The sequence below is a fragment of the Micromonospora sp. NPDC047670 genome, from assembly GCF_043204915.1.
In the GTDB taxonomy this organism is placed as follows: Bacteria; Actinomycetota; Actinomycetes; order Mycobacteriales; family Micromonosporaceae; genus Micromonospora.
The window spans coordinates 107,641-126,104 of sequence record NZ_JBIDDA010000009.1 but is presented as its reverse complement, the minus strand read 5'-3'; the positions used below and the strand labels follow the sequence as shown (position 1 = coordinate 126,104).

Here is an 18,464-nt window from a genome sequence, read left to right as displayed (position 1 = left end):
TGCGGGACCGCGGGAGTCAGGCGGCCAGGTCGAGCCCTCGCGCGTGGTCGCGCCGAGGGAACGGTACGGGGTGCGAGCACTCCGCCGGCGGGGGCACGAGGTGCACCGCCGACTCGGCCACCCGGGCGAGCAGCCGCCGGTCGGCGTTCCGGGCGGGGTGCAGCGCGGCGGAGACGGTCACCCGGACCTCCAGTTCCCGGGCCGCCAGCACCCGGCCCAGCGAGCGGACCAGGTCGTCGTCGCCGACGAAGGCGGCGGCCGTGGTCGGCGCGGCCGTCGCCGCGCACCGGTACCCGATCCGCACCGGCACCACCGGCGCCCCGGCGTCGATCGCCGCCTGGAACAGGGCCGGGCGGAAGCCCCGACCGGGCCGGCAGCCGACCGCGTCGGCGGTGCCGCACCAGGTCGTACCCTCCGGGAAGACCGCCACCGGGCGGCCGGCGCGCAGCGCGGCGGCGACGCGGGCCACCGTCGCCGGCAGGTCGCGCGGGCGGGCGCGGTCGACCAGGACGGTGCCGGCCGCCGTCGCGAGCAGCCCGACCAGCGGCCAGGACCGCACCTCGCGCTTGGCCACCATCCGGGCCGGCGCGACGGCCAGCAGGGCCAGCACGTCCAGCCAGGAGACGTGGTTGGCGACCAACAGCGCCGCCCGCCGCGGCGCCCGACCGCGCACCACCAGGCGTACGCCGAGCGCCCGCAGCGTCCCCCTGGCCCAGCCGCGCACGGCCACCGCCCGCTCCTCCGCCGGCAGCACCGGCAGCAGCGCGGCGAGCACGGTGCCCGCCGACAGCATTCCCAGCACCGCCAGCAGCCGGCCCACCCGCCGGGCCGCCGGCACGACCGGCACCTCGCCCGCCACCGGGAGGCAGGCCGGTCCGCACCCCGACGCGGGCAGCCACAGGGGCGCGGCGCTCACCGCTCGGCCCCGCCCAGGAAGTGCCGCAGGTAGCGCGGGTTCATCCGGTCCAGGGAGAAGAGCACGTAGAAGTCGGCCACCCCGAAGTCCGGGTCGTACGCGGGCTCGCCGCAGACCCAGGCCCCGAGGCGCAGATAGCCGCGCAGCAACGGCGGCAACACGGCCCGCCCGGCGGGGCGGCCGGCCGGCGCCGGAGCGGTGGCCGCGCCCGGCTCGGCGAGCCAGGGTCGGTGCGGGCGCACCCGCAGCGGCGGCGGGGCCAGGTGCCGGGCGAGGACCTCGTCCCACACCGCGGCGGCCGTCCCGCCCCCGTCGGCCACCGGCACCGACGCGCAGCCGCCGAGCCAGCGCGACCCGCGCAGGTGCAGGTAGCGGGTGATGCCGGCCCACATCAGGTTGATCACCGCGCCGGAGCGGTGGTCGGGGTGCACGCAGGACCGGCCGGCCTCGACCAGGTCGTCGCGGAGCGGGTCGAGCGGCGCCAGGTCGAACTCGGCCTCGGCGTACCGGCGGTCGGTGCGGCCCGGCGGTAGGAGCCGGTACGTGCCGACGACCTCGCCGGTGCTCTCCCGCCGGACGATCAGGTGGTCGCAGTGCGCGTCGAACTCGTCGACGTCGAGCCCGGCCGCGCCGGGGCGGAGGGTGGCCCCGAGTTCGGTGCCGAACACCTCGTGACGCAGGCGTTGCGCCGCCGCGACCTCGCTCGGGTCGTCGGCGATCAGCAGGGTGTATCCGCTGGTCGTCAGGGGTGCGCCAGCGGCGTGCAGAACGGCCATGGCACCTGTGTAGGCGGCCCGGGTTGCCGGGCGGCGGGGTGAGGAGTGTCGATGAGGTGAACGGCGGTCGGCGACCCGTGGCGGCACCGGTCGGCGGGCGTGCGAGGCTGCCGGGGGCGTGCCGGCGACGGGCCGCGCGCCGCGCCGCGGGAGGTGCCTGATGATCATCGAGTCGCGCTTCAACGGGCCGCCCGGCTCGGGCAACGGCGGCTGGAGCGCCGGAGTCTTCGCCGCCGCGTCCGGCGCCCCGGGGCCGGTCGAGGTGACGCTGCGGCGCCCGCCCCCGCTGGAGATCCCGCTCACTCTCGTCGACGGGGAGGTCCGCGACCCGGAGGGCCTGGTCGTGGCCCAGGTCCGCCCTGCGGAGGAGGACCCCCGCGCGGTCGTGCCGCCGGTGGACCTGCCGGCCGCGCGGGCCGCGTCGGCGGCGTACCCCGGTCTGGTGGACCACCCCTTCCCGGGCTGCTACGTCTGCGGCCCGGACCGACCCGACGGGCTGCGGATCTTCCCCGGCCGGCTGCCGGACGGCCGGACCGCCGCGCCGTTCCGGGTGCCCGGGTCGGTCACCGCCGCCACGGTCTGGGCCGCGCTGGACTGCCCCGGCGGCTGGGCGGTCATCGCCCCCGGCCGGCCGTACGTCCTCGGCCGGATCGCGGCCGTGGTCGCGGCGTTGCCCGAGCCGGGCGACGAGTGCGTGGTGACCGGAGCCATGGTCGGCGGCGGGGGCCGCAAGGCGCTCGTGCACACCAGCCTGTACGCCCCCGACGGCACCCTCCTGGCCCGGGCCCGCGCGACCTGGATCGCCGTGGCGGCGCACGCCGGGTGATCCCCCCTGGGGATGAGGCCCTCCTGCCTGAGGCGGAGGTGGATCTACGGAGCGCGCCTGATTGACCTCGCTGCGCCCGCCCGCCACGCTGTGTCACGGCGTACCCCGACGCCCCCGCACGAAGGAGAGCAATGACTGACGGGCAGCGAAGCCCCACCGGTGACGGTCAGATCGTGGTGTCCGGCCTGACGAAGCAGTACAAGAACGTCCGGGCCGTCAACAACCTGTCCTTCACCGTCGAACCGGGGCGGGTGACCGGGTTCCTCGGCCCGAACGGCGCCGGCAAGACCACCACCCTGCGCATGCTGCTGAACCTGGTCACCCCCACCAGCGGGGCGGCGACCATCAGTGGCCGCCGGTACGCGGACCTGACCGACCCGCTGCGGCACGTCGGCGCGGTGCTGGAGGCGTCCAGCGCGCACAAGGGCCGCACCGGGATCAACCACCTGCGGGTGATCTGCGCGGCGGCGGGGCTGCCCAAACAGCGCGCCGACGAGGCGCTGGCGCTGGTGGGGCTCACGCCGGCGGCCAAGCGCAAGTTCAAGGGCTACTCGCTGGGCATGAAGCAGCGGCTCGGCATCGCCGCCGCGATGCTCGGCGACCCCCGGGTGCTGATCCTCGACGAGCCGGCCAACGGGCTGGACCCGGAGGGCATCAGGTGGATGCGTGGGTTCCTCAAGAACCTCGCCCACGAGGGCCGCACCGTGCTGGTCTCCAGCCACCTGCTGTCGGAGATGCAGTTGCTCGCCGACGACGTGGTGATCATCGCCGCCGGCCAGCTCGTCCGGCAGGGCACGGTCGAGCAGGTCATCGGGTCGATGGCGCAGGGCGTCCGGGTCCGCGTGCGCACCCCGCAGGCCGACGCGCTGACCGCCGCGCTCAAGGACGGGCCGGCCACCGTCGACGTCGACGAGCACGGCGTCCTGCTGGTGGGCGGCGTGGACGCCCCGACCGTGGGCCGGGCCGCCCTGGCCAACGGCGTCGAACTGCACGAACTGACCACGGAACGACCCGACCTGGAACGGGTCTTCCTGGAGCTGACGGCCGGAAAGGCGGGCATCCGATGAACCTCGTCCGATCCGAGCTGCTCAAGATCCGCACCACCAGCACGTGGTGGTGGCTGGCCATCGGCGCGCTCCTGTCGATCGCGATGGCCTTCGCCTTCAACGCCTGGGTCGCCGACGAGACGTTGAGCGGCAACGGCGAGAACCTGGGCATGACCGGCGACCAGGCGACCGCGCCGGCGCAGGCCGCGAACCTCTACACCTCCGGGCAGTACCTGGGCCTGATGTTCGTGATGCTGATCGGCATCCTGATGGTCACCAACGAGTTCTTTCACCAGACGGCGACCACGACGTTCCTCTCCACGCCGCGGCGCACGTCGGTGATCCTCAGCAAGCTCGTCGCGGCCAGCGTGCTGGGCTTCGGGTTCTGGCTGGCGACCACGGTGATCGACCTGATCGCCGGGGCCACGTTCCTGTCCCTCAACGACCACGGCACCCTGCTCGACGAGTGGGCCGTGCAGCGCGCGCTGCTGTTGAACCTGCTGGCGTACGCGATCTGGACCGTCCTCGGCGTGGGCATCGGCACGCTGATCACCAACCAGCTCGGCGCGGTGATCACCTCCGCCGTGCTCTACCTGGTCGGCACGCAGGTGGTGGGGCTGCTGTTCATGCTGCTGGCGAACGTGCTGGACAACGAGGCCGTGGTCAAGTGGCAGGTGATCTGGCCGGCCGTCGCCTCGACGGTGATGGTGAGCGAGGGCCAGACGGACTTCACCCCCGAGTGGTGGGTCGGCGCGCTCGTGCTGATCGGCTACGCGGTGGTCAGCGGGGTCGTCGGCATCATGATCACCCGCCGCCGCGACGTGTCCTGACGCGTCGGGGCGACGGGGGCGGGGGTGGTGCCGGGTACCACCCCCGCCCCCTTTCGAGCCGGGCGCCGGCGACACACCGGGCCTTACCAGCAGTCGACGGAACACGCAGCGTTTGACGAACTTCTGGCATCTTCTGTGAAACGGACCACGCAGCGGAGGCGGAAATGCCTGCGGCATCCGCACGGCGTAGCCTGGGAGCCGTCTCGTGCGCGCTCGCAGGCAGGGCGTGATCGGACACCGCGTGACACACAAACCCGCGTGAAAGAGGCGATTACCGGCCGTGTCGACCCAGCAGACTTCGCAGGAGAACCCACTGGCGGGTTTCGGCCCGAACGAGTGGATCGTCGAGGAGATGTACCAGCGCTACCTCGCCGACCCCACCAGCGTCGATTCGGCCTGGCACGACTTCTTCGCGGACTACCGTCCGGCGCCCGGCGCCGGCGCGCCCCGCGCTGAGCAGCAGGCCCCGAAGCCGGCCGCCAAGCCGGAGCCCGCCGGGCAGCAGGAGGCGACCGCCACGGTCGCGCAGCCGGCGGTGAAGAAGCCGGCGGAGAAGAAGCCGGAGCCCAAGCCGGAGAAGCCCGCCGCCAAGGCCGCCCCGGCCAAGCCGGCGCCCGCGAAGGCGGCCGCCGCCAAGCCCGCGCCGGCCAGGCCGACCGCCACCGGCCCGCAGACCACCCCGCTGCGCGGCGTGGCGGCGAAGATCGTCCAGAACATGGACGCCTCGCTGGCCGTGCCGACCGCCACCAGCGTGCGCGCCGTCCCGGCCAAGCTGCTGGTCGACAACCGCATCGTGATCAACAACCACCTCACCCGGGGGCGCGGCGGCAAGGTCAGCTTCACCCACCTCATCGGTTACGCGCTGGTCCGGGCGCTGGTCGCGCACCCGGAGATGAACAACTCCTTCGCCGAGGTCGACGGCAAGCCGGCCATGGTGCGGCCGGAGCACGTCAACCTGGGCATCGCGATCGACCTGGTCAAGCCGGACGGCAGCCGCAACCTTGTGGTCCCGTCCATCAAGGCCTGCGAGCAGATGGACTTCCGGCAGTTCTGGCAGGCGTACGAGGACGTGGTCCGGCGCGCCCGCCGCAACGAGCTGACCATGGAGGACTACTCCGGCACCACGATCTCGCTGACCAACCCGGGCGGCATCGGCACCGTGCACTCGATGCCGCGGCTCATGCAGGGGCAGAGCGCGATCATCGGCGTCGGCGCGATGGAGTACCCGGCCCCCTACCAGGGCATGTCCGAGGCCACCCTGGCCGAGCTGGCGGTCAGCAAGGTCATCACCCTGACCAGCACGTACGACCACCGGATCATCCAGGGCGCGCAGTCCGGCGAGTTCCTCAAGGTCATGCACGAGCTGCTGCTGGGCGAGCACGGCTTCTACGACCAGATCTTCACCTCGCTGCGCATCCCGTACGAGCCGGTGCGCTGGATGCGCGACGTCGCGGTCAACAACGAGGGCCAGATCAACAAGACCGCCCGGGTGCACGAGCTGATCCACGCGTACCGGGTGCGCGGGCACCTGATGGCCGACACCGACCCGCTCGAGTTCAAGATCCGCAAGCACCCGGACCTGGACGTGCTCCAGCACGGGCTGACCCTGTGGGACCTCGACCGCGAGTTCCCGGTCAACGGCTTCGCCGGCAAGCAGCGGATGAAGCTGCGCGACATCCTCGGCGTGCTGCGCGACTCGTACTGCCGCCGGGTCGGCATCGAGTACATGCACATCCAGGACCCGGAGGAGCGGCGCTGGATCCAGGAACGGATCGAGCGCAAGTACGAGAAGCCCTCCCCGGACGAGCAGAAGCACGTGCTCAACCGGCTCAACGCCGCCGAGGCGTTCGAGACCTTCCTGCAGACCAAGTACGTCGGCCAGAAGCGCTTCTCACTGGAGGGCGGCGAGTCGCTGATCCCGCTGCTCGGCGAGGTGCTGGAGGCCTCCGCCGAGGGCGGGCTGGACGAGGTCGTCATCGGCATGGCCCACCGGGGCCGGCTCAACGTGCTGGCCAACATCGTCGGCAAGCCGTACGAGAAGATCTTCTCGGAGTTCGAGGGGCACCTGGACCCGCGCTCCACGCAGGGCTCCGGCGACGTGAAGTACCACCTGGGCCAGAACGGCAAGTTCACCACGCCGGACGGCGACCACTCGGTCAAGGTCTCGGTGGTGGCGAACCCGTCGCACCTGGAGGCCGTCGACCCGGTGCTGGAGGGCATCGTCCGGGCCAAGCAGGACCGGATAGACCTCAAGCTGGAGGGCTACACGGTGCTGCCGCTCGCGGTGCACGGTGACGCGGCCTTCGCCGGTCAGGGCGTGGTGGCCGAGACGCTCAACCTCTCCCAGCTGCGCGGCTACCGCACCGGCGGCACCGTGCACGTGGTGGTCAACAACCAGGTCGGCTTCACCACCGCGCCGGAGTACAGCCGCTCCAGCCTCTACAGCACCGACGTCGCCCGGATGATCCAGGCGCCGATCTTCCACGTCAACGGCGACGACCCCGAGGCCGTGGTCCGGGTCGCCCGGCTGGCCTTCGAGTACCGGCAGGCGTTCAACAAGGACGTCGTGATCGACATGGTCTGCTACCGCCGGCGCGGGCACAACGAGGGCGACGACCCGTCGATGTCCAACCCGCAGATGTACAAGATCATCGACTCGAAGCGGTCCGTCCGGAAGCTCTACACCGAGGAGCTGATCGGCCGGGGCGACATCACCGTCGAGGACGCGGAGGAGCTGCTGCGCGACTACCAGTCGCAGCTGGAGCGGGTCTTCAAGGCCACCCGCGACGCGGCCACCACGCCGCGCCAGCTCAGCCGCCCGAAGCGGGAGGACGAGCCGGAGCCGCAGGTGGAGACCGCCACCGACGCCGCCGTCGTCAAGGCCGTCGGCGAGGCGCACATCAACCTGCCGGAGGGCTTCACCCCACACAAGCGGATCCAGCAGCTGCTCGACCGACGGGCCCGGATGTCCGTCGAGGGCAACATCGACTGGGGCTTCGGCGAGATCATCGCGTTCGGTTCGCTGCTGCACGACGGGGTCACCGTGCGGCTGGCCGGCCAGGACTCCCGCCGGGGCACCTTCGTGCAGCGGCACGCCTCCGTGGTCGACGCCGAGACCGGCGAGGACTACCTGCCGTTGCAGTCGCTGACCGGCGACGGCGAGCGGTCCCGCTTCTTCGTGCACGACTCGCTGCTCAGCGAGTACGCGGCGATGGGCTTCGAGTACGGCTACTCGGTGGAGAACGTCAACGCGCTGGTCTGCTGGGAGGCGCAGTTCGGCGACTTCGTCAACGGCGCCCAGTCGGTGATCGACGAGTTCATCTCCTCCGGCGAGGTGAAGTGGGGCCAGCGCTCCGCGGTCACCCTGCTGCTGCCGCACGGCCACGAGGGCCAGGGCCCGGACCACACCTCCGGACGGCCGGAGCGGTTCCTGCAGATGTGCGCCGAGGACAACATGCGGGTGGCCATCCCGACCACGCCGGCGAACTACTTCCACCTGCTACGCCGGCAGGCGCTCTCGCCGAAGCGCAAGCCGCTGGTGGTGTTCACGCCGAAGTCGCTGCTGCGGCACAAGCTCTGCGTCTCCTCGGTCGAGGACTTCACCACCGGCACCTTCCAGCCGGTGCTGCGCGACTCCGGCGCCCCGGCGCCCGAGTCGGTGCAGCGGGTGCTGCTCTGCTCGGGCAAGGTCTACTACGACCTGTTCCAGGCCCGGCAGGAGCGGGGCATCACCGACACCGCGATCATCCGGCTGGAGCAGCTCTACCCGCTCCCGGTGGAGGAGATCCGCGCCGCGCTGGCGGCGTACCCGAACGCCGAGGACTACGCCTGGGTGCAGGAGGAGCCGGCCAACCAGGGCGCCTGGTCGTTTGTCGCGCTCAACCTGCTGGAGCACCTGGCGGACGTCCGGCTGCGCCGCATCTCCCGCCCGGCCGCGGCCGCCCCGGCCGTCGGCTCGGCCAAGATGCACGAGGTGGAGCAGACCGCGCTGATCGAGGCGGCCCTGCCCCGCCCGTGACCTGAGCACCGCACCGACAACCGGGGCAGAGCCCGTCGCGACGACGGCCCTGCCCCGTCGGCGTCCGGGCCCCCGCCCGGGATCGATCGCGGCCGGCGTCGATCCGGGCGCGAGCCCGCCGCCCGACACCGCACACCGACGAGCGAGGAACGGACAGCATGTACTTCACGGACCGTGGGATCGAGGAGCTGGTGCAGCGGCGGGGCGAGGAGTCCGTCAGCGTGGAGTGGCTCGGCGAGCGGCTGCGCGACTTCGTCGACCTCAACCCGGAGTTCGAGACCCCCATCGAGCGCTTCGCCACCTGGCTCGCCCGCCTCGACGACCCGGACGACGAGTAGGTCCGCCGGGACACGGCCATACTTCCGTGATCAAGGGGTACTAGGACCCGGGCCGGGGGACCGACGATCTTCTAGGGTGGGTGCGTGGCCCGGAGTGTGTACCTGACCAGCGTGGGATCCGGCGGTGGCAAGTCGACCGTCGCACTCGGGCTGGCGGAGCTGTTGTCCCGACAGGTCGAGCGGATCGGCGCGTTCCGGCCGCTGGTCGGCGGGCACGGCCCCGACCCGATCCTCGCCCTGCTCGGCGACCGGTACCGGATCGGGCTGCCGCTGGCCGACCTGAGCGGCACCAGCTACGCCGAGGCCACCGCGCTGGTCGCCGACGGGCGGCGCGAGGAGCTGATCGCCGGGATCGTCGAGCGCTACCGGGAGGTGGAGCGGCGCTGCCCGGCGGTGGTCGTGGTGGGCAGCGACTTCGCCGACGGCGGCGACGGTGCCGGCCCCCGCGAGCTGGCCTTCAACGCCCGGCTGGCCACCGAGTTCGGCAGCGTCGTGGTGCCCGTGGTCGACGGCTTCGGGCAGGAGCCGGCGGCCATCGCGGCCGCGGCGCGCGGGGCGTACCACGATCTGGAGGACCTCGGGGCGACGGTGCTGGCGGTGATCGCGAACCGGGTGCCCGGCCCGATGGCCCTGCCGGAGCTGCCCGTCCCCGCGTACGCCATCCCCGAGGTGCCGACCGTGTCGGCGCCGACGGTGGCCGAGGTGGCGGCGGCGCTCGGCGCCACCCTGCTGGCCGGCGACGACGACGCGCTCGGCCGCGACGTGCTCGACTACGTGGTCGGCGCGGCGCACGTGCCGACGCTGCTGGACCACCTGACCGAGGGGGCCCTGGTGATCACCCCGGGCGATCGGGCCGACCTGCTGGTGGCGGCGAGCGCGGCGCACGTGGCCGGGCAGGTCTCGGTCGCCGGGCTGGTGCTCACCCTCGGCGAGCAGCCGGACCCCCGGGCGATGCGGCTGGTCGAAGGGCTGAACACCGGGCTCGCGGTGCTCTCCGTGCCCAGCGACAGCTACGACACGGTCGCCGCGTCCAGCCGGATCGAGGGCCGACCCAGCGCGGGCAACCCGCGCAAGGTGGAGGCCGCGCTCGGCGCGTTCGAACGCTGCGTGGACACCGACGACCTGGCCCGCCGGCTGCGGGTCAGCCGCTCCGAGCGGGTCACCCCGCTGATGTTCGAGTACGACCTGATCGACCGGGCCCGGGCGCGGCGCCGGCACCTCGTGCTGCCCGAGGGGGCGGAGGAGCGGATCCTACGCGCGACGGAGATCCTGCTGCGCCGGGGCGTCGCCGACATCACCCTGCTCGGACGCCCCGACGACGTCGCGCGGCGGACCCGCGAGCTGGGCATCGACATCACCGGCGCGCGGGTGGTCGACCCCGTCACCAGCGAGTGGCGCGACGAGTTCGCCGCCGAGTACGCGAAGCTGCGCGCCCACCGGGGGGTCACCGCCGAGCTGGCGCACGACATCGTCGCCCAGCCGAACTACTTCGGCACGCTGATGGTGCAGACGGGGCACGCCGACGGGATGGTCTCCGGCGCCACCCACACCACCGCCGCCACGATCCGCCCGGCCTTCGAGATCATCCGCACGGTGCCGGGCGTCTCGGTCGCCTCCAGCGTGTTCTTCATGCTGCTCGCCGACCGGGTGCTGGTCTACGGCGACTGTGCGGTCAACCCCGACCCGGACGCCGCCCAGCTCGCCGACATCGCCATCTCCTCGGCCGACACCGCCGCCCGGTTCGGCATCGAGCCGCGCGTCGCCATGCTCTCCTACTCCACCGGCAGTTCCGGGGCGGGCGCCGACGTGGAGAAGGTCGCGGCGGCCACCAAGCTGGTCCGGGAGCGCCGCCCCGACCTGCTGGTCGAGGGGCCGATCCAGTACGACGCGGCGATCGACCCGGCGGTGGCGGCGACGAAGCTGCCCGGCAGCGAGGTCGCCGGCCGGGCCACGGTCTTCATCTTCCCCGACCTCAACACAGGCAACAACACGTACAAGGCGGTGCAGCGCTCCGCCGGGGCGGTGGCCGTCGGCCCGGTGATGCAGGGCCTGCGGCGGCCGGTGAACGACCTGTCCCGGGGAGCCACCGTGCCGGACATCGTGAACACCGTGGCGATCACCGCCATCCAGGCCGCGGCCGAGGAGTCGTCATGAGCGAGCGAAGCAGCAGGCTCGGCGCGACGGTGCCGTCATGAGCGCCCGGGTCCGCCCGGCCGCCACCGGAAGGAGTCGCCCGTGAGCCGGGTGCTCGTGCTCAACTGCGGGTCGTCGTCGGTGAAGTACCGGCTCTTCGACGGCGACCGGGTGCTCGACAAGGGCACCGTGGAGCGGGTCGGCGAGCCGGGCGGCGGCCCGGCCGACCACGGGACCGCCGTCCGGCAGATCCTCGCCAAGCTCGACCCGGCCGGCCTCACCGCCGTCGGGCACCGGGTGGTGCACGGCGGGAAGCGGTTCGGCGAGCCCGTCCTGATCGACGACGCGGTGCTCGCCGCGATCCGTGACCTGGTCCCGCTCGCGCCGCTGCACAACCCCGCCAACCTGACGGGCATCGAGGTCGCCCTGGCCGCGCTGCCGGACGTGCCGCAGGTCGCCGTCTTCGACACCGCGTTCCACACCACGCTGCCCGAGGCCGCCGCGACCTACGCGGTCGAGCGGGACACCGCCGAGCGGTACGGCATCCGGCGGTACGGGTTCCACGGCACCTCGCACGCGTACGTGTCGCGGCGCACGGCCGAACTGCTCGGTCGCCCGTACGCGGGAATCAACACGATCACCCTGCACCTGGGCAACGGGGCCAGCGCCTGCGCGGTGGCCGGCGGCCGGAGCGTGGCCACCTCGATGGGCATGTCCCCGCTGGAGGGCCTGGTGATGGGCACCCGCAGCGGCGACCTCGACCCGACCGTCATCTTCCACCTGCGCCGGGAGGGCGGGCTCTCCGTCGACGAGATCGACGACCTGCTCAACCACCGCAGCGGCCTGCTGGGGCTGGCCGGCGCCAACGACATGCGGGAGGTGCTCGCCCGCCGCGCGGACGGGGATCCCGCGGCGACGCTCGCCTTCGACGTCTACTGCCGGCGGATCACCGGCTACGTCGGGGCGTACTACGCGCTGCTCGGCCGGGTGGACGCGATCACCTTCACGGCGGGCGTCGGCGAGCACGCCGCGCCGGTCCGCGCCGCCGCCCTGGCGGGCCTGGAGCGGCTCGGCATCGCGGTGGACCCGGAGCGCAACGCCGGCAGCGGCGACCGGGTCATCTCGCCGGAGGGCGCCGAGGTGACGGTCTGCGTCGTCGGCACGGACGAGGAACGCGAGATCGCCCAGCAGACGCGGGCCGTGGTCCGGGCCGCCGACTGACCCGGGGCCGGCCGTCAGCCCAGGGCGAGCCAGGCGAGCAGGGCCACCAGCACCACCGCGACGACCGCCGCGCCGACGAGCAGCGGCGTGCGGGACGCGCCGGCCGGCGCCTCGGGCTCGGCGGTGTTGGCGAAGGCGCGGAACGCCGCGGTGTTGCCGCTCGGGTCGGTCTGGTTCTCAGGCATGCCGGTGACCCTAGCCAAACCGGTCCCGCGTCGCCGTCCCCCACGGGCGCGCAGCGGCAGGTCCGGCCGGCCGGTCGACACGATCCGGCCGGGTGGCGGGGCTGTCCGGACCGGACGGCGGGGACGATCCGGGCAGTCGGACACCTACCGTGAAACGGTGGGGGTCAAGCGGCTGGTCGCCGTGCTGATGACGGCGCTGCTGGCGGGCTGCGCGCCGGCCACCGCCGCGCCCGGAACCGCCGCGCCGCCGGCCCGCCCGGCCCCCGAGACGGCGTACGCCGTCGGCGTGCGCACGCTCACCGTCGACCCCGCCTCCGCACGGCCGTTGCCGGTGACCGTCTGGTACCCGGCGGACGACGACGGGGTGGCGGCCGGGCGGTTCCCGGTGGTGGTCTACAGCCACGGGCTGGACAGCCTGCCCGAGCTGCACGCCGGGCTGACCGCCCGCTGGGCCGCCGCCGGGTTCGTGGTGGCCGCCCCGGCGTACCCGCACACCCGGCGCGGCACGCCCCGGTTCAGCCGGGCCGACGTACGCCGCCAACCGGCCGACGGTTGGCGGTTGATCCGGCACCTCGTCCGGCTCGACGCCCGGGGCGGCGACCCGCTCGCCGGGCACCTCGACGTCACCCGGTTCGCCGCCGCCGGTCACTCGGCGGGCGGCTTCACCACGTCGGGCATGTTCACCTCCGGACGGTCGGAGCGGCTGCGGGCCGGCATCGTGATCGCCGGCGGCGGAATGGCCGGCAGCTTCGCGGGCCCGGCGGCGCCGCTGCTGTTCGTGCACGGCACGGCCGACCCGATCGTGCCGGCGTCGGTCGGCCGGGCCGCGTACCACCGCACGACCGGCCCGGCCACCTTCCTGAGCCTGCTCGGTCAGGGCCACGGCGAATACCTGACGCCGGGACGGCCCGGCTTCGAGCAGGTGGTCGCCACCACCACGGACTTCCTCCGCTGGACCCTCTACGGCGACCCGGCCGCCGGCCGCCGCCTGCCCGGCGACGCCCGCTCCCCCGGCGTGACGGCGTACGAGACGCGCCCCGACCGCTGACCACCGGCCGCCCCGGGGGCGTGTCCCCGCGCGGCCTCCCCGCCGACGACCCGACCTCGCCCGCCTCCGCGCCGCCCCGCAGCGGCCGGCGATCGGTTGACGGTCGGTGGGGCCGCGCGGCGAGGCACAATCGGAGCCATGTCACGTCGCGCCACCCCCGCCCTGCTCGCCACGACGCTGCTCACCGCCGGTCTGGTCGGCTGCTCCGGCGACGCCACCCCGGTCGCCCGGCCGACCGCTCCCGTCGAGCCGACCAGGGCGAGCACACCGGCGCCGCGGGTGCCCGCCGGCACCGCCCCCGACAAGGCTTTCGCCGTCGGCGTACGCACCCTCAAGCTGAACCGTGACGGGGACCGGCCGCTGCCGGTGACGGTCTGGTACCCGGCGGCCGGCGAGGCCGGTGGGCAGCCGGAGCGGTCGGCGGCGGCCGCCACGGGGAGGTTTCCCGTCGTCATGTTCAGTCACGGCCTGAACGGGCGCCCGGCCGACTACGAGGCGCTGCTCACCCGGTGGGCGACGGCCGGGTTCGTGGTGGCCGCGCCGACCTTCCCGCACACCGCGCGGGGCGGCGACGGAAACGTGCTGGACGTGCTCAACCAGCCGGCCGACGTGTCGTACGCGCTGACCCAGGTGCTCGCCCTCGACGGCAGGGCCGGCGACCCGCTGCGCGGCCGGCTGGCCACCGACCGGGTGGCGGCGGCCGGGCACTCGGCGGGCGGGGTGACCACGATCGGCCTCTTCACGGCCGGGCGGGACGAGCGGCTGGACGCCGGGGTGGTCTTCGCCGGCACGGCGCTCGGCGTCGGCACCGCCTTCGCGGGCGCCGCCGCCCCGCAGCTCTTCGTGCACGGCGAGGCCGACGAGGTGGTCGAGTACGCCGCCGGCAAGGCCGCCTACGACAAGGTGCCCTGGCCGAAGGCGATGCTGAGCCTGCCGAAGGGCGACCACGGCCGGGCGCTGCTCAGCGACGGCGCCGCGCTGCGGGTGGTCTCGGACACCACCGTCGAGTTCCTGCGCTGGTCGCTCTACGGCGACGAGGCCGCCAAGCGGCGAATCCCCACCGACGCCGCCCGCAACGACATCGCCACCCTCGACAACCGCCTCTGACCGGCGCCCCAGGCCCTTCCCACAAGATCCGCACAACTGCCCGGAAGAAGTGGCCTCCCGGTGCTCGGGAGGCCACTTCTTCCGGGAAAGAGCGCGATCCCGCCGATCACAGCGCGGCGCGCCGGGTGCGGTGCGGCGCGCCGGGTGCGGTGCGGCGCGCCGGGTGCGGTGCGGCGCGCCGGGTGCGGTGCGGCGCGCCGGGTGCGCGAGAGAGGCGTCAGGCGGTGTGGTCGACGACGACCTTGCCGAAGACGTCGCCGGAGTGCAGGCGGGCGAAGGCGTCCTCGACCCTGCTGAACGGGACCACGGTGTCCACCACCGGCCGCACCCCCCGCTCGGCGCAGAACGCGAGGAGGGCGGTCAGCTCGTCGGGGGTGCCCATCGAGGTGCCCAGGATCTCCAGCTGCATGGCGAATACCCGGCGCAGGTTGACCTTCGGCTCGTGCCCCGCGGTGGCGCCGGAGACCACGATCCGGGCCATCGGCGCGGCCGACTTCATGGAGTGGTCGAAGGTGGCCGCGCCGACCGTCTCGATCACGACGTCGACCCGCTCCGGCAGCCGGGCGCCGGGCTCGACGGCGGTGGCCCCCAACTCGGCGATCCGCTCCCGCTTGGCGGCGTCGCGGCTGGTCGCGTACACCCGCTTGCCCATCGCGGCGGCGAGCGCGACGGCCGCGGTCGCCACGCCGCCGCCGGCGCCCTGGACCAGCACGGCGTCGGCCTCGTCGACCCGGCCCCTGGTGGTCAGCATCCGCCACGCGGTCAGCCAGGCGGTGGGCAGGCAGGCCGCGTCCGTCGCCGCCAGGCCCACCGGCAGCGGCACCAGGTTCGACCGGGGTACGGCGACCCGCTCGGCCAGCGTGCCGGAGAAGTGCTCGGAGAGGATGGAGACGCCGCGCGGGTCGCCCGGGGTGGCGACCACGGGGTAGACGACGACCTCGTTGCCGTCCGGGTCCACCCCGACGGCGTCGCAGCCGAGGATCATGGGCAGTTGCTCCGCGCGCAGCCCGACCCCGCGCAGCGACCAGAGGTCGTGGTGGTTGAGGGAGCTGGCCCGCACCTGCACGGTCACCCAGTCGTCGGCCGGGTGGGCGGGCTCGGGCCGCTCGCCGACGGCGAGCGCGGCGAGCGGGTTGGCGTCGTCGAAGCGGGAGGCGAAGGCGGCACGCATGATCGGCACGGTAACAAGCTGAGCGGGCGTTAAGAAGGGCTTCCCACCGCGCCGGGGGCTCGGAGGGGCCCCTCGGGTGAGGAAGGCCCCTCCGCGCACCGTCAGCGGGTGACGCCGTCGCGGCGGGCGGCTTCGGCCACCGCCTCGGCCACCGCGGGGGCGACCCGGGGGTCGAGCGGGGACGGGACGATCGCCTCGGCGGTGAGCGACTCGGCCACGACGCCGGCGATGGCGTCGGCGGCGGCCACCTTCATCCCGTCGGTGATCCGGGTCGCCCGGGCGTCCAGCGCGCCCCGGAACACACCCGGGAACGCCAGCACGTTGTTGATCTGGTTGGGGTAGTCGCTGCGGCCGGTGGCGACGACCGCCACGTGCCGGGCGGCCACCTCGGGGTGCACCTCGGGCGTCGGGTTGGCCAGCGCGAAGACGATGCCGCCGGGCGCCATGCCGGCCACCGCCCGCTCCGGGATCTGCCCGCCCGAGACGCCGATCAGCACGTCCGCGCCGCGCAGCGCCTCGGTGACGTCGCCCTCGCGGCCGTCGGCGTTCGTGCTCGCGGCCAGCTCGGCCTTGGTGCCGGTCAGCCCGGTGCGGTGCCGGCCGATGATGCCCTTGGAGTCGCAGACCACCACCTGGTCGGGGTTCACGCCTCCGGCGACCAGCATCTTCGTCACCGCCACCCCGGCCGCGCCGGCGCCGCTGACCGTCACCCGCAGGTCGCCGAGCTTGCGGTTGAGCAGTGTGGCGGCGTTGCGCAGCGCGGCGAGCACCACGATCGCGGTGCCGTGCTGGTCGTCGTGGAAGACCGGGATGTCCAGGGCCTCGTCGAGCCGGCGCTCCACCTCGAAGCAGCGCGGGGCGCTGATGTCCTCCAGGTTGATCCCGCCGAACGACGGCGCCAGCGCCCGCACCACCGCGACGATCTCGTCCACGTCCTGCGTGGCCAGGCAGACCGGCACCGCGTCGACCCCGGCGAACTGCTTGAACAGCACCGCCTTGCCCTCCATCACCGGCAGCGCCGCGCGGGGGCCGATGTTGCCCAGCCCGAGTACGGCCGAGCCGTCGGTGACGACCGCGACGGTGTGCGAGGCCCAGGTGTAGTCGTCGGCGAGGCTCGGGTCGGCGGCGATCGCCTCGCAGACCCGGGCCACACCCGGGGTGTACGCGAGGGAGAGGTCCTCCCGGCTGGTCAGCGGGACGGTCGAGGCGACGGCCATCTTGCCGCCCCGGTGCAGCCGGAAGACGGGATCAGCGGGGTCCACGGTGGACGATGACATGGTGACTCCAGGATCTGTCGAGCAGACGGGGCGGCCGGCGCGGACGCGAGGTGAGGCGCCGAGCGGCGACACGCGGTGCGGGGGTCACCCGGGCACCTCCCGAGCATAGTGTCGCCACCGTCACACGGATGTGAGCGGGGTCATAACGGACGCGGGCGCACCCGTCCCGGGCGGGGCCAGTAGCGCGCCACCACCCGGCCCCGCACGTCGGCCACCCCGTACGCCCGGGAGTCGTCGGTGACCAGGTCGTTGTCCCCGGACAACCACCAGCCGCCGTCCTGGGCGCGGACCGCGCGCTTGACCACGAGCAGGTCGGGGCGGCTGCGGAACACCGCCACCACGACGTCGCCGGGGCGGACGGCCCGCCCGCCGCGGCGGACCAGCACCGCGTCGCCGTGCCGCAGCGTGGGCGACATGGACGGACCGGTCACCAGCACGGCGGTCAGCGGCCACCGCAGCCGGGGCGCCCCCGCCGGGCGATCGGGCTCCATCGGTTTCACCTCCACCCGGCCTCTCGGCGCACGTCCGAGGAGTAATGTCGTGGTGGATCATCGCAAACTTCCCATGGAGGATCCTGATGCGACTTCCCCGCATCCTTACGCCCCGCGTGACCGCCAGCGCCCACTGCGACCTGCCCTGCGGCGTCTACGACCCGGCGCAGGCCCGGATCGAGGCCGAGTCGGTGAAGGCGATCTGCGAGAAGTACCAGGCCAACACCGACCCGGAGTTCCGCACCCGCGCCATCCTCATCAAGGAGCAGCGCGCCGACCTGGTGAAGCACCACCTGTGGGTGCTCTGGACCGACTACTTCAAGCCGGCCCACTTCGAGAAGTACCCGCACCTGCACCAGCTGTTCAACGAGGCCACCAAGCTGGCCGGCGCCGCCGGCGCCAAGGGCGGCACCGACCCGTCCAAGGCCGACGAGCTGCTGCAGAAGATCGACGAGATTTCCAAGATCTTCTGGGAGACCAAGAAGGCGTGACCGTCGCAGGTCCGCCGACGATCCGGCCGGCACGTCCCGAGGACGTGCCGGCCGTCGTCGCCATGGTCCACGAGCTGGCGGAGTACGAACGCGCGCCCGAGCAGTGTCACCTCACCGAGGAACAGGTCACCGCCGCCCTGTTCCCGACTGCCCCGGGTCGCGGCGCGGCGTCGGACGCGCCGAGCCGGAGCAGTCGCAGCCCGGCCCCCGCGCTCTTCGGTCACGTGGCCGTCGACGCGGACGACCGACCGGTGGGCTTCGCGCTGTGGTTCCTCAACTTCTCCACCTGGGCCGGCGTGCACGGCGTCCACCTGGAGGACCTCTACGTCCGCCCGGCCGCCCGGGGCACCGGGGCCGGTCGGCTGTTGCTCGCCACCCTCGCCGCGATCTGCGTCGAGCGGGGCTACCAGCGGCTGGAGTGGTGGATGATCGACTGGAACCCGGCCGCCGGCTTCTACGCCGCCATCGGGGCGCGGCAGATGCCCGAGTGGGTCCCGTACCGGCTCAGCGGGGACGCCCTGGCCGGCCTGGCCGCGCAGGCACGTGGCGGCCCCCACACGTCGGGGCGACCGAGCGGGTAGAGTCCCCGA

General features: G+C 73.9%; 17 protein-coding genes. 11 read left to right on the top strand and 6 right to left on the bottom strand.

Going from position 1 to position 18,464, the window contains the following annotated elements; genetic code table 11:
* Positions 1 to 16: 16 nt before the first annotated feature.
* Both ACGF7U_RS22095 and ACGF7U_RS22090 read right to left on the bottom strand, forming a co-directional pair.
* Complete coding sequence (locus ACGF7U_RS22095) at positions 17 to 916, bottom strand: lysophospholipid acyltransferase family protein (protein WP_393109424.1); 900 nt, start codon at positions 914 to 916, stop codon at positions 17 to 19.
* Positions 913 to 1,692: a GNAT family N-acetyltransferase gene (locus ACGF7U_RS22090; protein WP_393109422.1), complete on the bottom strand. Its 780-nt coding sequence runs from the start codon at positions 1,690 to 1,692 to the stop codon at positions 913 to 915. The genes ACGF7U_RS22095 and ACGF7U_RS22090 overlap by 4 nt, the downstream gene beginning before the upstream one ends.
* Before the next feature lie 160 nt (positions 1,693 to 1,852).
* On the opposite strand from ACGF7U_RS22090, the gene ACGF7U_RS22085 reads away from it, so the two are divergent.
* From ACGF7U_RS22085 to ACGF7U_RS22055, 7 genes are all read left to right on the top strand, one after another.
* A complete protein-coding gene (locus ACGF7U_RS22085) occupies positions 1,853 to 2,518 on the top strand; it encodes a hypothetical protein (protein WP_393109420.1) in 666 nt (221 codons plus the stop codon).
* 131 nt (positions 2,519 to 2,649) lie between these two features.
* On the top strand, positions 2,650 to 3,585 hold the full coding sequence (locus ACGF7U_RS22080; protein WP_393109418.1) for an ABC transporter ATP-binding protein: 936 nt from the start codon (positions 2,650 to 2,652) through the stop codon (positions 3,583 to 3,585).
* Positions 3,582 to 4,394, top strand: coding sequence for an ABC transporter permease (locus ACGF7U_RS22075; protein WP_393109416.1), 813 nt, complete (start codon positions 3,582 to 3,584; stop codon positions 4,392 to 4,394). The genes ACGF7U_RS22080 and ACGF7U_RS22075 overlap by 4 nt, the downstream gene beginning before the upstream one ends.
* 280 nt (positions 4,395 to 4,674) lie before the next feature.
* Complete coding sequence (locus ACGF7U_RS22070; protein ID WP_393109414.1) at positions 4,675 to 8,412, top strand: multifunctional oxoglutarate decarboxylase/oxoglutarate dehydrogenase thiamine pyrophosphate-binding subunit/dihydrolipoyllysine-residue succinyltransferase subunit; 3,738 nt, start codon at positions 4,675 to 4,677, stop codon at positions 8,410 to 8,412.
* 158 nt (positions 8,413 to 8,570) lie between these two features.
* A complete protein-coding gene (locus ACGF7U_RS22065) occupies positions 8,571 to 8,750 on the top strand; it encodes a DUF6104 family protein (protein WP_358081249.1) in 180 nt (59 codons plus the stop codon).
* 84 nt (positions 8,751 to 8,834) lie between these two features.
* Positions 8,835 to 10,904, top strand: coding sequence for a phosphate acetyltransferase (gene pta, locus ACGF7U_RS22060; RefSeq protein ID WP_393109412.1), 2,070 nt, complete (start codon positions 8,835 to 8,837; stop codon positions 10,902 to 10,904).
* 81 nt (positions 10,905 to 10,985) lie between these two features.
* The gene (locus ACGF7U_RS22055) at positions 10,986 to 12,104 is read left to right on the top strand and encodes an acetate/propionate family kinase (protein WP_393109410.1); all 1,119 of its coding nucleotides are present in this window, start codon (positions 10,986 to 10,988) and stop codon (positions 12,102 to 12,104) included.
* Positions 12,105 to 12,118: 14 nt separating this feature from the next.
* Here ACGF7U_RS22055 and ACGF7U_RS22050 read toward each other — a convergent pair whose 3' ends face one another.
* Entirely contained in the window at positions 12,119 to 12,289 is a 171-nt protein-coding gene (locus ACGF7U_RS22050) for a hypothetical protein (RefSeq protein WP_393109408.1), read from the bottom strand.
* A gap of 157 nt (positions 12,290 to 12,446) precedes the next feature.
* Here ACGF7U_RS22050 and ACGF7U_RS22045 point away from each other — a divergent pair, with 157 nt between their 5' ends.
* Positions 12,447 to 13,337 carry an alpha/beta hydrolase family protein gene (locus ACGF7U_RS22045; protein WP_393109406.1) on the top strand — a complete coding sequence of 297 codons (891 nt, stop codon included), beginning with the start codon at positions 12,447 to 12,449 and terminating at the stop codon, positions 13,335 to 13,337.
* A gap of 138 nt (positions 13,338 to 13,475) precedes the next feature.
* Positions 13,476 to 14,444 (top strand): alpha/beta hydrolase family protein, encoded by a 969-nt coding sequence (locus ACGF7U_RS22040; RefSeq protein ID WP_393109404.1) that lies wholly within the window; start codon positions 13,476 to 13,478, stop codon positions 14,442 to 14,444.
* Between the two features lie 217 nt (positions 14,445 to 14,661).
* Here the strand turns inward: ACGF7U_RS22040 and ACGF7U_RS22035 are convergent, their stop codons facing one another.
* The 3 genes from ACGF7U_RS22035 to ACGF7U_RS22025 all read right to left on the bottom strand — a co-directional run bounded on the left by ACGF7U_RS22035 (position 14,662) and on the right by ACGF7U_RS22025 (position 17,383).
* Positions 14,662 to 15,624: a zinc-binding dehydrogenase gene (locus tag ACGF7U_RS22035; RefSeq protein WP_393109402.1), complete on the bottom strand. Its 963-nt coding sequence runs from the start codon at positions 15,622 to 15,624 to the stop codon at positions 14,662 to 14,664.
* Positions 15,625 to 15,716: 92 nt separating this feature from the next.
* Positions 15,717 to 16,892 (bottom strand): NADP-dependent malic enzyme, encoded by a 1,176-nt coding sequence (locus tag ACGF7U_RS22030; protein ID WP_393109400.1) that lies wholly within the window; start codon positions 16,890 to 16,892, stop codon positions 15,717 to 15,719.
* Positions 16,893 to 17,032: 140 nt separating this feature from the next.
* On the bottom strand, positions 17,033 to 17,383 hold the full coding sequence (locus ACGF7U_RS22025; protein WP_393109398.1) for a S24 family peptidase: 351 nt from the start codon (positions 17,381 to 17,383) through the stop codon (positions 17,033 to 17,035).
* Between the two features lie 86 nt (positions 17,384 to 17,469).
* Here ACGF7U_RS22025 and sodN point away from each other — a divergent pair, with 86 nt between their 5' ends.
* Both sodN and ACGF7U_RS22015 read left to right on the top strand, forming a co-directional pair.
* On the top strand, positions 17,470 to 17,874 hold the full coding sequence (gene sodN / locus ACGF7U_RS22020; RefSeq protein ID WP_091103276.1) for a superoxide dismutase, Ni: 405 nt from the start codon (positions 17,470 to 17,472) through the stop codon (positions 17,872 to 17,874).
* Positions 17,871 to 18,455, top strand: a complete 585-nt coding sequence (locus ACGF7U_RS22015) for a GNAT family N-acetyltransferase (protein WP_393109396.1) — start codon at positions 17,871 to 17,873, stop codon at positions 18,453 to 18,455. Before sodN ends, ACGF7U_RS22015 begins: the two co-directional genes overlap by 4 nt.
* Positions 18,456 to 18,464: the final 9 nt, after the last annotated feature.

Excerpts from the sequence above, each read along its gene's own strand:
- ACGF7U_RS22085 (WP_393109420.1), top strand. The coding sequence starts at position 1,853 with ATGATCATCGAGTCGCGCTTCAACGGGCCGCCCGGCTCGGGCAACGGC.
- ACGF7U_RS22065 (WP_358081249.1), top strand. The coding sequence starts at position 8,571 with ATGTACTTCACGGACCGTGGGATCGAGGAGCTGGTGCAGCGGCGGGGC.
- ACGF7U_RS22030 (WP_393109400.1), bottom strand. The coding sequence starts at position 16,892 with ATGTCATCGTCCACCGTGGACCCCGCTGATCCCGTCTTCCGGCTGCAC.
- ACGF7U_RS22040 (WP_393109404.1), top strand. The coding sequence starts at position 13,476 with ATGTCACGTCGCGCCACCCCCGCCCTGCTCGCCACGACGCTGCTCACC.
- ACGF7U_RS22075 (WP_393109416.1), top strand. The coding sequence starts at position 3,582 with ATGAACCTCGTCCGATCCGAGCTGCTCAAGATCCGCACCACCAGCACG.
- ACGF7U_RS22050 (WP_393109408.1), bottom strand. The coding sequence starts at position 12,289 with ATGCCTGAGAACCAGACCGACCCGAGCGGCAACACCGCGGCGTTCCGC.
- ACGF7U_RS22080 (WP_393109418.1), top strand. The coding sequence starts at position 2,650 with ATGACTGACGGGCAGCGAAGCCCCACCGGTGACGGTCAGATCGTGGTG.
- sodN (WP_091103276.1), top strand. The coding sequence starts at position 17,470 with ATGCGACTTCCCCGCATCCTTACGCCCCGCGTGACCGCCAGCGCCCAC.
- ACGF7U_RS22025 (WP_393109398.1), bottom strand. The coding sequence starts at position 17,383 with ATGGAGCCCGATCGCCCGGCGGGGGCGCCCCGGCTGCGGTGGCCGCTG.
- ACGF7U_RS22090 (WP_393109422.1), bottom strand. The coding sequence starts at position 1,692 with ATGGCCGTTCTGCACGCCGCTGGCGCACCCCTGACGACCAGCGGATAC.